Genomic DNA, 14,573 nt, shown 5'->3' on the forward strand with positions numbered 1-14,573 from the left:
AGCTATTTATTATTCTTCGCAGAAGGCGATAATGCTATATTGAGTTCTTTTAAAGACTTCTCTTCTACATAATTCGGGGCATTCATTAGCAAATCTTCAGCTTGTTGATTAAGCGGAAAGGCGATTATTTCTCTAATATTAGCTGCATCGGCTAGTAACATAACAATCCGGTCGATGCCCGGTGCTATTCCGCCGTGCGGCGGTGCACCGAATTTAAACGCTCTAATCATACCGCCGAATCTTTTATCTACTTCCTCTTCACTATAGCCGGCAATAGCAAAAGCTTTATACATTATATCCGGTTTGTGATTCCTAATTGCACCGCTAGAAAGTTCTATGCCGTTACAAACAATATCATACTGATAGGCGGTAATTGCCAACAATTCTTGGGTAGTTTTAGCATTTTCTAAGGCTTCTAAACCACCTTGCGGCATAGAAAACGGATTATGACTAAAATCCACTTTACCGGTTTCTTCATTTAATTCATAAAACGGGAAATCGGTAATCCAACAAAATTCAAAACAATCTTTTTTCAGTAAATCTAACTCCTCTGCAAGTTTTATCCTAACTTTTCCGGCTAATTTTGCTGCTTTATCTTTTTTATCGCTTGAGAAAAATACCGCATCACCATTCTCAATATTAGCAGTAGCTTTTAGAGTTTCTAGTTGCTCTTTCGTTAAAAATTTTGCTACCGGTCCTTTGGCTTCACCGCTATCGCTAAATTGAATATAGCCAAGACCGCCCGCACCTTCAGATATAGCAAAATCAATCATTTTATCGAAAAAGCTACGAGGCAAACTTGCAGCTTTGGGTGCCGGTATGGCTCGAACGATCGAACCTTTTTTAATATTCTCTTTAAAAATAGTAAAATTAGAATCTTTAAATATTTCGGTTACGTCGGCAATAATAATAGGATTACGCAAATCAGGTTTATCCGAGCCGTATTTTAACATCGCTTCATGGTAGGGAATGCGGATAAAAGGCAATGAGGATATTTTCTTATCGGAAAATTTAGTAAATAATTCATGCATAACAGGCTCGACTGTGTAAAACACGTCTTCCTGCGTGACGAATGACATTTCAATATCTAACTGATAAAATTCGCCCGGCGATCTATCGGCCCTTGCGTCTTCATCACGAAAACACGGTGCAATCTGAAAATAACGGTCAAACCCCGAAACCATTAATAACTGTTTAAATTGCTGAGGTGCTTGAGGTAGTGCATAGAATTTACCGGGATGTAACCTACTCGGTACTAAAAAATCCCTAGCTCCTTCGGGCGAGCTTGCCGTTAAAATCGGTGTTTGAAATTCCGTAAATCCTCTTTGCGTCATTAAATAACGTATATGCGAAATAATTTGCGATCTAAGAATAATATTATTATGTAGTTTTTCTCGTCTTAAATCAAGAAACCGATATTTAAGCCTAGTTTCTTCCGGTGCTTCTTTATCAATATTAATCACAAAAGGTAAAGTTTCGGCAGCGGATTCAATAATAAATTCTTTAACTAATATCTCAATTTGTCCGGTCGTAAGCGTATCGTTGATAGTATCCTCGGACCTTGCTACGACTTTACCGGTAATAGTAATTACCGACTCATAACGCAAACGACTTGCCTCATCCATTAGCTCCGGATTTTGATCGGTAAATACTAATTGCGTTACGCCGAAATGATCTCGTAAATCTATAAAAACTAGATTACCGTGGTCTCTTCTTCGATGTATCCAGCCGGATAATTTAACTTCCTCTCCGACATGAGTAATTTGTAATTCATTACAATTATGAGTTCTATATTTATGCATTTTTTGTTTTGGTTTTATTTGATGATGAGCTAATTTATGTCATTCCTGCACAGGGGCGTTGTTGCGTAGCTCGAAAAAAGTGTTATATGTCATTCCCGCATGGCATTGTTGCATGGATCGACAAAAGTAGCAGTATGTCATTCTAGCTAAAAGCGGGAATCCAGAAAAAACACCTAAAATAAGTAAAATTATATAAAAATTTACTATATAATTCGCTTAAATATTCTCTGGATTCCCGCTTTCGCGGGAATGACACACGGCACTTTTCTTTAACGTTCGTACAACACCGATCAAGCCACGAGATGACATGTCTTGAGCAATAATATATTCTAGATATATATAAAACCCTACTATTGTGCAATTAAAAACTGGGCTTTATACCTAGAAAACTTAAAAAATTTCGTAATTCCTGACGCCCTAAAACATGCGACGTACTAAACGCTTTATCATAGTTAGCATTTTTTAAATCAAGTAAAGTTAAACCTTGCAAAAATAATTCCCTAAATATTACCCGTTCGCTAAAACCGTCGGCTAATTTAAAGCTAATTCTTTTAGCAAGCTTATTTAAAACGTTACCGACTCGGCGTTTATTTACTGCATCAAGGTTGCTTAAACGATTACGCAAAATAACCCATTCAATACTACCGCCGTCACGACCAGCACGCTGCATTTTCTGCTCCCAAATCATTTGACTATAAATTGACGGGCTGATAATGTTGTCTTTATCATCAATTTTAGCTATTACGTCTAAATCAAGGAAACTATCGTTAATCGGCGTAATGATTGTATCGGCATAAGAATGAGCAAGCCTTGATAAAAATGTATGACTCCCGGGCGTATCGATTACTATATAATCAGCACTACTCGCTTCAACTAGAGCTTTTTCAAATAATATTTTCTGCTCTTCTTCCTCGTCGCCTTTATTTTCTTTAAGAGTTTCAGACAAATGAAAATGCCAAGGACTTACCACTTGTTTATCAGGATTTTGCTTATTATATAACTCCCTATTTTTCAGGTAATTTGTTAAAGAGGCCTGGCGTGAATCGATATCAATACTTGCAACCTTATATCCTTGATAAAGCAAAGCGACTACTAAATGCATGGAGCAGGTAGTTTTCCCTGCCCCGCCTTTTTCATTGCCGACTACAAATATATAAGGAGGATTACCTTTGCTCATAATAGTCCTTAACAAATTGCTCAAGCAGCCTTACGCCGTACCCTACAGCACCTTTAGGACCAAGAGAAGAAGCTTTTTTACGATCAGCAACGCCGGCAATATCTAAATGTGCCCAAGCCGTTTCATCTTTTACGAAACGTTTGATAAAATGTGCTGCCGTTGAACTACTGGCTGCTCCCGGAACGTTACTGATATTTGCAACATCGGCAATATCGGAATTAATCATTTCATCATAATCGTTATGTAGCGGCATCCGCCATAATTTTTCGTTAACTTTGTCACCGCTCTTAATTAATTTTTCTGCTAACTCATCGTTATTTGAAAAACACCCGCCATATGTATGCCCCAAAGCTACTACGATAGCACCGGTAAGCGTGGCAAGATTTATCACGCATTCAGGTTTAAATTTTTCTTGAGCATACCAAATAGCATCGGCAAGAACCAACCGCCCTTCCGCATCGGTGTTTAGCACCTCGGCAGTCTTACCGGACATAGTAGTCACAACATCGCCGGGTCTTTGTGCATTACCTGAAGGCATATTTTCAACGAGTCCGATTACACCGATTACGTTAACTTTAGCTTTACGAGCAGCAAGTGCCGCAATAGCACCGACTACGGCAGCCGATCCCGCCATATCATATTTCATCAAGTCCATATTTCCGGCAGGCTTAATAGAAATTCCGCCCGTATCAAATGTAACTCCCTTCCCGACAAAAGCAATCGGAGCAGTATCTTCATCGCTGCCGTAATATTCCATAACTACTAATTTAGATTCGTTTTGTGAACCTTGACCGACACCGAGCAACGCCCCCATACCGAGATTTTTCATTTCTCGCTCGCCGATAATAGCAACGTCTACTCCTAATTCTTCAAGGTATTTTGCTGCTCTATCGGCATAAACTTGTGGGCTTTTGATATTTGCCGGCTCATTGCTAATGTCTCTGGTAAAAAATACCGCTTTAGCGATTAAATTTTTCTCTTCAAATAATTTTTCTGCTTCAGGCTGGTTATCAGTAACGATTTCCAAAGACTCAACGGCAAATTTCTCTTCTTCTTTTAAAGTAGTTCTATATTTATCAAATCGGTAAGATGCAAGAAGAGCACCGCTAGCTATTAGAGCAGTAAAAATATGCGGTGCAAAATTGCCGATCCTACCGGTTAATTTCAGCCCGATACTGCTAATCTTTGCACAAGTGCTTTGCGATAAAATTTTACCGCCTAATTCTTCAATTTGTGATTCTTTTAATTTTTCTTCCGCTCCTAAACCGACTAGAATTAAATATTTAATTTCACCGGTTTTAATAACGGAAGTAATGAGTTTCACCTGTCCGAATTTGCCGGTAAATTTTAGTTTATTCTGCATGGTTTTAGAAATTAAACCGTGATGTTGCTGATCAAGTGCTATTAAATTACTATCAAGCTTTAATTGATCACTAATAAAAACTACTATTCCCTGATTGTGTAACGACTCTTCTTTAGTAAAATTTATATTAAGCATATATTTTTTCCTCTCCTATATTTTTTATAGATTCTATTTATCTAATTTAACTTTGCAAGTATTATAATACAACTATTAAGACAAGCTATAAAAAAACTGAGAATCATGGATTAATTTTTATGAGTGTATTCGTTGTATGTCATTCCCGTGAAAACGGGAATCCAGAAAAATAATAGTCATACTGAATTTATTTCAGGATCTATTACAAAAAGGTGCGGCAAACAAGTTCAGCATGACAAAGAAAAGTCTAGATTCCCGCCTGCGCGGGAATGACATCGGGAACGTTCGTACACTTCTGGGTCAAGCAACTAGATGACACTGAAACGTTTTGGAGAGTTTTTAGAAATTAATTTTTAACTTAACAAAACCTTGATGGCTTTGATATTTCTTTTGTAAGTGACAGTTATATTCGACCAATACATCAACATTACCTTTTTGTGCAAGAACACTAGCACCGATATTATAACCGGTTTTCGGTTGTTTTGGTAAAACTATAGTATCTTCTACTATTCGGTTCTTCCATTTTACTTTAGCATTAAGCTTCTTACTTTTATTATTAAAGTAATTTTCTACAGATGCTTGAAGCATTGGCGTAATACTTAACCCTTCAGATATTTTTTGCGGAGCTAAAGCTACACTACCGCCTAAAATATCAGTCCACAAATTTTGCTTCTTAGCAGCAATAGTTAAATGTTGTATACCGATATCGCCTTCTTTATACATACCGTCCTTAGAGTATCCGTATCTTACACCTATATTCGGAGTAAAGGCGATATTGCCGCTGGTCAGATAATTATAGCTTAATAAAGTTTCAAAATTATAATTATCATTTTTATATTTACCGGTTGTAATAGTACCTAAACGGTTAATTTTACTCTTTACAATATTATGGTTATAAGCAAACATTGCTTGCACTGCAAAGTTTTCCGGTAACTCTTTTTGACCGTATAAAGCTAAAATATGGCTATCGATAGTAGTATTTAATTTTCCACCGACAGATTTAAACTTTGAATCTAGCTTAGTATAAGCAATACCTACTATATCTTTATAGTTATCAAAACCGATGTCAAAACCGATGTCAAAACCGATTGTACAGCCTAAGGCATGACCTTTATAACCGGCAAAACCTTTTTGCGATCCTTGCTTATTAGTACCGTAAAGCCCTGCAATCCAGACGCCTTTGTCTAAAACTCTCTCATCTTCATCACCGGCAGCAACCGCAGCAACCGACGTTGTAGTATGCATCATTCTATTTGAGATAACATTACTGATAATATTATTAATATTTTGAATATGTGCCGTACTATGCGTTGTATTTATCATTTCCTTATCTTGTTGAACGCCTTGACTCATCGCTAAATTTTCCGCTGCTTCAAACTTTTTTGCTTCTTCAGCAATTTTAGCCTCTTCGATAGCTGCAATCATCTTAGCCCGGATATTGCATGAAGTGAGATTTAAAGTAAGAAATTGAGTAATTTATAATATTAGCAATGATACTTTTGTAAAAATTTTGCCAAAAAGTGCTTTGAAGCCGTTATTTTCAAATTTTAGATGTAATGCCCCTTACCCCATTTTTTCTAAGCACCGGGAACAGTGCTAATCTAGGTTATTCTAATGCTAATTTCTTCATCACATGATTCCATACCTGTCGGTAAGGATATGATGAAGATAACAAAAACTTAATACGCCTAGTATTACGGATAATTACTACCCCAATTTTTAATAATTTTAAACGTATTGTACCTATTTGTGCTTTTGCTAATGCACTACCTTGTAATAAATTACCTCTGATATATTCTACTAAAGTGTATGCAAGACCCGATAAAATCATTCTGAGCTGATTAGCCCACCATCTATGACAAGAAGTACGATCTGCAAATAATTCTAGTTGTTGCTCTTTTATACGGTTTTCCATATCACCACGACCACAGTAAACTTTGTCGTATAAATCTTCAGGTTTATCTGATAAATTAGTTACTATATACCTTGGATTTTCTCCAAGCATTGTCATTTCTGCCTTACCAATTATTCTACGTTCATGACTCCAACTACCAGCCTTATATGGAAACTCACTAAAAAGACGTTGCTTTTCTTGGGTTATAATAAATGCTGCTTTTGACTTCTCCATTGTAGGTTTCAGTAACTCATTTAGTCTGTTATTTTGGGGCATTCCTACAATATATTTTATATTATGAATATCACACCAATCAAACATCTGATGACGACAAAATCCACTATCACCACGAAAAATAATCTTTACCTCTGGCCAAGCTTGGCGAAAACGTTTTACTAACAATGATAATATTGCCCAAGAATGTTTTGCTTGATCCTGCTTTGACGTCCTAAGATAACTAACTAACAGATGCTTTCCACAAAAAACATACAAAGGTAAAAAGCAATTATGACCGTAATAACCATGATAAAACTTACCTTCCTGTTGCCCATGAATTTCATCATCCGTAGCATCAAAATCAAGTATTAGCTGCTTTGGTACTATTTTATGAGACTTAATAAATTTATCAAGCATTAGTTCATGCACTTTAATTGCAAAGTGTCTATCAGCATTGTTTTCTATACGACATAAGGTAGAACTACTTGCCATATCATCAATTGTTTCCATAGCTGTTTGCATAGCAGGACATTTTCGTAGATAATTGTGGTCATTTAAATCTTCATAACCTAATGCAATACCATAAATTCGTTGCCTCAGCATTGTTGCCATATTATGGGTAATTTTACTACCATCTCGTCTATCAGGAAATATTTTAGCAAGCTCCTCTGTTATACCAAGCCTTTTATCTGCTTCTCTTAATAACAACACACCTCCATCGCTACTAATATCACCTCCAGTGAAATTTATCTCTATTGTCCGATTTTTTACTTTGGAAAACTGGTAACTATATGCTATACAATTTGTCATGACAAAATCCTTTGTATTATTCTAATGAAATACCAGTATTATACAGCTTTACGAGGATTTTGTCTCCTATATCTCATGCAATATGCGGGTTAGCTTCTTCTTCAGCTATTTTTGTCTTTTCTTCTTGTTTAGTTTGCTCCTTTGCTTGATCTGTAATATCAGACTTAAACTCTTCATAAGCTTTAGTCGGCAGAGCTTCCTGCAGAGCTACGGCTTGCGGCTCGTCAGCTTGTTGATCTTCTTCCTCTATTTCATCATCTTCATCATCATAGTCATCTTCGTCAAAATCAATCTCTTCATTGCCTTCATCAAAACCTCCATTTTGTAGTACATTATCTGGAAGTATCGGCATTTCTCTATCTACAACAACTTCCTCATCCTCAACTACGTCATTTGCTAAATTTTGCTGCTGTTCTTCTTCAAGACCTGCTTGTACTCTATGTTTAATTTGTACTCTTTTTTCTGCTCTTTTTTTCTTTTCAATATTAGCCTTTTCTTTAATTTCGACTATTTTTTCAGCAGTCTCAAACATATTTCCAATATCTGCTAAATGCAATTCTTGCTCTACATCTAGTAACCTTTGAGCTTCCATTTTGGCAGCTTTTTCCTCTTTTAATCTTTGCTTTTCTGCTTCTTTCTTTAAATTATTTTGAATTCTTACATCAGTTACTTGATCAACTTCCTGATAAAAAGCTTTAGCACCATCAAGGTTAATTTTCTCATATGTTGCAATAAAACCTTCATCTTGCACTAATTCGACTAATATTTTAGTACGCTCTTGTTGTAACTCAAAACTTTCTTTACGTACTGGTCCGATAAATTCTGAACTTAAAACTTCTTTTAAAATATTTAATTTTGTATCATCATTTAGAGTTGGATTACTCTCTTGTAATTTTTCTGCTAATTCTTCAAGAATAAAACCATTGAATAAATCTGAACCTTGATTTTTTGCAGCTAATGCTACTGTAAAATCTCCTTTACGGTCATCTTTTTTATCACCTTCTTTACCATCATCTTTTTTACCATATTTAGTATTTATTAAATCTTGATATTTTTGCCCAAGTTTAGTGGTTGCTTTAACAGCAACATTATCTTTTTGCTTGTCGTCAGCTTTATTATTCTTAGCAAAATCTGCTCTTTCTTTTTCTAGCTGAGCTAAATTATCTAACGACTTTAAAAATTCATCAGAGTTTGGCAAAGTACGGAAGTCTTTAGTAAATTCATTATTAACCAGTGCAATAGCACCTCTTCTTAAAGGAGGAGGAGGAGGAGGCGGCGGCGGCGGCGGTGGTGGAGCACCATTTCCTACATTGGCTATCGGTACTACTAGTCGAGCAATACTTTGCTTCTTCTTTTCTTTAAGTACATTTTTTACTTTACCGGTGCCGCTTTCAATTAATTGAGCTATTTCTTTTTTAGAGAATTTTTTAGAACCCGCAGGCATCAAGTCGTTTATTGCCTTACTTATATCATTAGTAATGTCTTTTTCCTGAATCCTTGCAGCGATCTCTCCTGATAATTTTGCTGTTTCAATTATTTGTTTTTTTGCAGCAACTAATTCTTCAAAATAATTTCTTATTAGCTCATAATCAGCTAAAGCAGTTAACGTATTTAAATCATTCGTATTTATTTTCGTATTTATTGCTGCTGTAAGGTTATTTTGCAGTTGCAGCTGAATAATATTATCATTAAGCCACTCTTTTAACTTTGTTTTTAGAGTGTTTTGAGTATGCTCACCGGCTTTTGCAATACTCTTATTTACACCTTGCTTATTTAACAATAAGTCTATTTTATCTGCAGTTGAAATTTTATCAAAATCGTTAACTATATTCTTTACTTCTTTATTCACTGCAGTTTCTACTAAGCCGCCATGTGCATCTCTTGCGTCAAAAATTGCTGCATGAGTAGCTAAGAAATTGACTCTTTCAACAATTTGTTTTTTATCTTTTAATTCGTCTTCTCTAAGAATTTTATTTTTTTCACCTGCAATATAGCTTACTAAATTCTGAGCTGCTATATCATCTCCTATTTTAAATTCCACCTCTAAGTTTATTCTTGCATCTAAAGGATCCTGTACTAAATGCACTTTATTAAAAAAGGTCATACGCTCAAGTGCATCCTCTCTTTTTTCTTCAAAAAGACTATCAAAAAATTGTTCACTACCTATATTTTTACTTGAAGTATTTGATAATATATAGTTTATATGCTCATCTTCTTTAAACTTTAAAAAAATATCTTTAGATTCAGCTTTTAATTTAGCTTTATCTACTGATTCATTAGTAAATAATTCAACAATCTGTTTAGGAGTTAAATCAGGATTATCATCTCCAAAAATTTCACTAACACGAAGTCGTATTGCTGATTTTAAATCTTCTTCTGCAGATATTAATTTATTTTGATTGTTAGGTTGTTTTTTAGGATTTTTAAGAGCATAATAAGCTTGGTAAATCTTACCTTCGGGAGTTAACTTAGTTTCAACCCCAACATTCCCATCAGGTTCATCAACAGGCGGTGCAGGAGGTGGAAGCGGTACGTCTCTATTATCTCTCTTTTCAAATTTTATTAATTCTTGACCTTTATTATATAAATAATCTTTTACACCGCCTTTTAAAGCTTCAATATTTGAATATTTATTTACTACTAATCCAACGTTTCTTGCTCCGGGAAGAGGAGGCGGTGGCGGTGCTCCATTACCAGGAGGCGGAGGCGGTGCACCGTTTCCTTGTATTTGAGGTTGAGCTTGGGCATTTAGCCCGACTAATTCTTTATTATCTTTTATATCTTTTCTTACGTCATCACTTTTTACTTTTTCACCAACAACGCCCATCAGCTCATTGTACACACGACTATTAAAGACCTTTACTAATGCTTGAAATTCTTCTTCGTTTAAATCATTAGTGATTAGATTTTTTGCCTTTAATATATTATTAGCTTCTACAAATCCCATTCCTTGAGTTTTAATATCAACCATTGTTTGTGCATAATCTTCAAGCGATTTAGCATTTGCAAGAGGTAATACTCTTTTTAATGAATCAGTTGAGGATTTTAAATATTGCTCTACAATAGTAGATTTAGCATATTTTTCAAATTCTTGAAGTAAAAGTGCTTTTTGCTCAGGAGTCGCATGAGTTTTTATTACTGCTAATAAATCACTATTACCAGCTTCTCTAAAATCTGGTTTAATATTATCTTTTCTAACATTCGGGTCGGTAATATTAGTTTTAAAAAGTAAATGCTCAATTTTTTCTTTATCAAAGCCACTAGCAAAAAAATCAGTAACTATTTTTTGTTTATAATTATCAGACATGTTATTTTTAGCTGTGTGAATATATGCTAACCCGGATATTGCATGAAGTGAGATTTAAAGTAAGAAATTGAGTAATTTATAATATTAGCAATGATACTTTTGTAAAAATTTTGCCAAAAAGTGCTTTGAAGCCGTTATTTTCAAATTTTAGATGTAATGCCCCTTACCCCATTTTTTCTAAGCACCGGGAACAGTGCTAATCTAGGTTATTCTAATGCTAATTTCTTCATCACATGATTCCATACCTGTCGGTAAGGATATGATGAAGATAACAAAAACTTAATACGCCTAGTATTACGGATAATTACTACCCCAATTTTTAATAATTTTAAACGTATTGTACCTATTTGTGCTTTTGCTAATGCACTACCTTGTAATAAATTACCTCTGATATATTCTACTAAAGTGTATGCAAGACCCGATAAAATCATTCTGAGCTGATTAGCCCACCATCTATGACAAGAAGTACGATCTGCAAATAATTCTAGTTGTTGCTCTTTTATACGGTTTTCCATATCACCACGACCACAGTAAACTTTGTCGTATAAATCTTCAGGTTTATCTGATAAATTAGTTACTATATACCTTGGATTTTCTCCAAGCATTGTCATTTCTGCCTTACCAATTATTCTACGTTCATGACTCCAACTACCAGCCTTATATGGAAACTCACTAAAAAGACGTTGCTTTTCTTGGGTTATAATAAATGCTGCTTTTGACTTCTCCATTGTAGGTTTCAGTAACTCATTTAGTCTGTTATTTTGGGGCATTCCTACAATATATTTTATATTATGAATATCACACCAATCAAACATCTGATGACGACAAAATCCACTATCACCACGAAAAATAATCTTTACCTCTGGCCAAGCTTGGCGAAAACGTTTTACTAACAATGATAATATTGCCCAAGAATGTTTTGCTTGATCCTGCTTTGACGTCCTAAGATAACTAACTAACAGATGCTTTCCACAAAAAACATACAAAGGTAAAAAGCAATTATGACCGTAATAACCATGATAAAACTTACCTTCCTGTTGCCCATGAATTTCATCATCCGTAGCATCAAAATCAAGTATTAGCTGCTTTGGTACTATTTTATGAGACTTAATAAATTTATCAAGCATTAGTTCATGCACTTTAATTGCAAAGTGTCTATCAGCATTGTTTTCTATACGACATAAGGTAGAACTACTTGCCATATCATCAATTGTTTCCATAGCTGTTTGCATAGCAGGACATTTTCGTAGATAATTGTGGTCATTTAAATCTTCATAACCTAATGCAATACCATAAATTCGTTGCCTCAGCATTGTTGCCATATTATGGGTAATTTTACTACCATCTCGTCTATCAGGAAATATTTTAGCAAGCTCCTCTGTTATACCAAGCCTTTTATCTGCTTCTCTTAATAACAACACACCTCCATCGCTACTAATATCACCTCCAGTGAAATTTATCTCTATTGTCCGATTTTTTACTTTGGAAAACTGGTAACTATATGCTATACAATTTGTCATGACAAAATCCTTTGTATTATTCTAATGAAATACCAGTATTATACAGCTTTACGAGGATTTTGTCTCCTATATCTCATGCAATATCCGGGCTAAATGTTTCTTTAATCTTTTTATATGTGTTACCGGCAAAAGAAGAAAAAATAAAGTTAGCCGGCTTATTATAATTAATTATTCCACAATGCTTTTTATTATCGGCAACCGCTATTCCCGTTACCGTGTTATCCGGTAATGTCATAGTAGGATCAGTATCAACTATTTTATTACAAGGTGCTTCATTTTTATTGTCAAAGAATAAACTTGAAGCTTTCTCTTTCAATTTGCTAATAATCCTAGGAGCATTGTTAATAATACTAAAAATTTTGTTGCGACTAATGCTTTGAGAATTAAGTAAAGAATCAAATAACATATTAATACACCTCCCTATCGATTTAAAATTTTTATTAATTTAAGGTGCTCAAAATAAAGCTATATCTCTATATGTCAAGAAATATTAATTATCTATAACGATTATTATTAATATTTCTTATAATATTGTTATATAGCAAAGAGCATTAAGGTATAACTTTAGATATTGATAGAGAAAATTGTTGTAGACGTAAGAAACTAGTATTAATATATATAATAAATAATTTGAAACTTATGCATTATTTACGGATCATTCCCAACTCAATATTTTCTGGCTCAATATTTTTCGGCTTAATATTTTTTTTGAGTTCTTGCACTTTAAAACCTGTATATAACGAAAAATATTATAATAATCAATTTTTGCATAATGAATTAAATGCTATTGATGTTGAGCCGATAAAGTCTGTTGACGGAGCAGAATTTTATCACCGACTCGTTAGTATTTTACCGCAAAGGGCAAAAGCACAATATTTATTAAGAGCCCAATTTTCCAATATAAGTATGCCGGCAACTATAGAAAAAAATTCTAATGTTTTACGAGAATCTATAAATCAATTAGTTAAGTATCAATTAATTGATATTAAAACCAATAAAATTTTAATCTCTGAAAAATTTTATCAAACTACTTCATATAATGCAATTTTTATGCCTTATGCTGCTGATGTCGAAAGAGAAGAAACGCAAATAGAACTAGCACATCAAGCAGCCGAAGAAATTCGTAGTAGATTAATTTTATATTTTGCTAAGAATATAAGGGCTTCATGAAATTATATATTTCTCAGACGAGTCAATTATTTGAATTAATCTTAACCGGTAAAATTAAAGCTATATTACTTTACGGTCCCGATAAAGGTTATATAGATAAAATTTGTAAGTTGTTAATCAAAAAATTCGCTATGTTACAAACCTCTATGGAGTATACAAATCTTAATGTTTCTTCTTTAGAGACGTTACTTAACTCACGGAATTTTTTTGGTCAAAAAGAATTAATCAAAATAAGATCGGTAACGAACTCTATTGATAAAAGTTTAAAAACGGTTCTTACGGGCGACTATTTTCATTTGCCGGTATTTATCGGCGATGAAATTGCCGCTAGTTCAACTATTAAAAAATTTTTTGAAACGGAAGAGCAATTGGCTGCTATTGCCTGTTACCATGACAACGAGCAGAAAATTGAAAAACTAATATTAAATGAATTTAATAAAGCAGCGAAAACTATCAGGGGAGAAGCACTTGTTTACTTAAAAACTCACTTAAAAGGGGATCATGGGTTAATTTGTAATGAAATTGATAAATTAATAAATTTTGCTTTTGATAAACAAGAAATTACTTTACAAGACGTAAAAGCTGTAATTAGCGACGAGATTACGGCAAACGGTACGGATTTAGCTATTTATTTTGCTAAAAAAGATTACGATAATTTTTTGCATGAATTTACTATATTAAAAAAACAAAATATTAACGAAGTGCTGATGATTCGAGCATTAATTAGATATTATTTAAATTTATATATAGTATTATCAAAAGTAGCAAACGGCGAACAGCTTGATTTAGCGATAAAATCGCTCTCGCCGCCGATTTTTTATCAATATATTAACGACTTTAAACAAACCGCTAATCAAGTTAGTTTGCAAGATTGTATAAAAACTTTAGCAGTCTTGCAGCAAGCCGAAGTTGATTTTAAATTAAGACCAGCCGGTTTTGACTTGTACCAACAAATTTGTATACCAGGTTAATTTACAGAATGCCCGTTGTGATACCGTTCCCGCAACAATGCCTCCGGCGTTGTTGTGTGGATAGGTAAAGTACTTGAGCTGTCATTCTAGCTAAAGGCGGGAATCCAGAAAAAAATATTTTTAAGTCATCCTGAATTTATTTCAGGATATTTTTCAAGGGATGCTGAAACAAGTTCAGCATGACAAAAAAAGCCTGGATTCCCGCCTT

The 14,573-nt window shown here is 34.2% G+C and carries 9 protein-coding genes; 2 read left to right on the forward strand and 7 right to left on the reverse strand.

From position 1 onward, the window contains the following. Nucleotides 1-2: 2 nt before the first annotated feature. The 7 genes from aspS to AAGD48_RS07050 all read right to left on the reverse strand — a co-directional run bounded on the left by aspS (nt 3) and on the right by AAGD48_RS07050 (nt 12,224). Entirely contained in the window at nt 3-1,802 is a 1,800-nt protein-coding gene (gene aspS / locus AAGD48_RS07020) for an aspartate--tRNA ligase (RefSeq protein ID WP_341789547.1), read from the reverse strand. Between the two features lie 361 nt (nt 1,803-2,163). Then, nucleotides 2,164-2,979, reverse strand: coding sequence for a division plane positioning ATPase MipZ (locus tag AAGD48_RS07025; RefSeq protein ID WP_341789548.1), 816 nt, complete (start codon nt 2,977-2,979; stop codon nt 2,164-2,166). Next, a complete protein-coding gene (locus AAGD48_RS07030; RefSeq protein WP_341789549.1) occupies nt 2,966-4,477 on the reverse strand; it encodes a leucyl aminopeptidase in 1,512 nt (503 codons plus the stop codon). The genes AAGD48_RS07025 and AAGD48_RS07030 overlap by 14 nt, the downstream gene beginning before the upstream one ends. A gap of 339 nt (nt 4,478-4,816) precedes the next feature. Beyond that, nucleotides 4,817-5,902: an autotransporter outer membrane beta-barrel domain-containing protein gene (locus AAGD48_RS07035; protein ID WP_341789550.1), complete on the reverse strand. Its 1,086-nt coding sequence runs from the start codon at nt 5,900-5,902 to the stop codon at nt 4,817-4,819. Between the two features lie 181 nt (nt 5,903-6,083). Then, a complete protein-coding gene (locus AAGD48_RS07040) occupies nt 6,084-7,397 on the reverse strand; it encodes an IS1380 family transposase (protein WP_341789277.1) in 1,314 nt (437 codons plus the stop codon). Between the two features lie 73 nt (nt 7,398-7,470). Continuing rightward, nucleotides 7,471-10,704 (reverse strand): hypothetical protein, encoded by a 3,234-nt coding sequence (locus AAGD48_RS07045; RefSeq protein ID WP_341789551.1) that lies wholly within the window; start codon nt 10,702-10,704, stop codon nt 7,471-7,473. Nucleotides 10,705-10,910: 206 nt separating this feature from the next. Continuing rightward, a complete protein-coding gene (locus tag AAGD48_RS07050) occupies nt 10,911-12,224 on the reverse strand; it encodes an IS1380 family transposase (RefSeq protein ID WP_341789277.1) in 1,314 nt (437 codons plus the stop codon). 639 nt (nt 12,225-12,863) lie between these two features. On the opposite strand from AAGD48_RS07050, the gene AAGD48_RS07055 reads away from it, so the two are divergent. Together AAGD48_RS07055 and holA are read left to right on the forward strand one after the other, a co-directional pair. Then, nucleotides 12,864-13,394: a hypothetical protein gene (locus AAGD48_RS07055; protein ID WP_341789541.1), complete on the forward strand. Its 531-nt coding sequence runs from the start codon at nt 12,864-12,866 to the stop codon at nt 13,392-13,394. Further along, nucleotides 13,391-14,365, forward strand: a complete 975-nt coding sequence (holA, locus tag AAGD48_RS07060) for a DNA polymerase III subunit delta (RefSeq protein WP_341789542.1) — start codon at nt 13,391-13,393, stop codon at nt 14,363-14,365. The genes AAGD48_RS07055 and holA overlap by 4 nt, the downstream gene beginning before the upstream one ends. Nucleotides 14,366-14,573 lie beyond the last annotated feature (208 nt).

The organism is Rickettsia endosymbiont of Polydrusus tereticollis, assembly GCF_964026385.1.
GTDB lineage: Bacteria > Pseudomonadota > Alphaproteobacteria > Rickettsiales > Rickettsiaceae > Rickettsia.

What these genes read in the sequence shown, in the direction of transcription:
- AAGD48_RS07045 (WP_341789551.1), bottom strand. Translation starts at nt 10,704, where the DNA reads ATGTCTGATAATTATAAACAAAAAATAGTTACTGATTTTTTTGCTAGT.
- AAGD48_RS07030 (WP_341789549.1), bottom strand. Translation starts at nt 4,477, where the DNA reads ATGCTTAATATAAATTTTACTAAAGAAGAGTCGTTACACAATCAGGGA.
- AAGD48_RS07025 (WP_341789548.1), bottom strand. Translation starts at nt 2,979, where the DNA reads ATGAGCAAAGGTAATCCTCCTTATATATTTGTAGTCGGCAATGAAAAA.
- AAGD48_RS07035 (WP_341789550.1), bottom strand. Translation starts at nt 5,902, where the DNA reads ATGATTGCAGCTATCGAAGAGGCTAAAATTGCTGAAGAAGCAAAAAAG.
- AAGD48_RS07050 (WP_341789277.1), bottom strand. Translation starts at nt 12,224, where the DNA reads ATGACAAATTGTATAGCATATAGTTACCAGTTTTCCAAAGTAAAAAAT.
- holA (WP_341789542.1), top strand. Translation starts at nt 13,391, where the DNA reads ATGAAATTATATATTTCTCAGACGAGTCAATTATTTGAATTAATCTTA.
- aspS (WP_341789547.1), bottom strand. Translation starts at nt 1,802, where the DNA reads ATGCATAAATATAGAACTCATAATTGTAATGAATTACAAATTACTCAT.
- AAGD48_RS07055 (WP_341789541.1), top strand. Translation starts at nt 12,864, where the DNA reads ATGCATTATTTACGGATCATTCCCAACTCAATATTTTCTGGCTCAATA.
- AAGD48_RS07040 (WP_341789277.1), bottom strand. Translation starts at nt 7,397, where the DNA reads ATGACAAATTGTATAGCATATAGTTACCAGTTTTCCAAAGTAAAAAAT.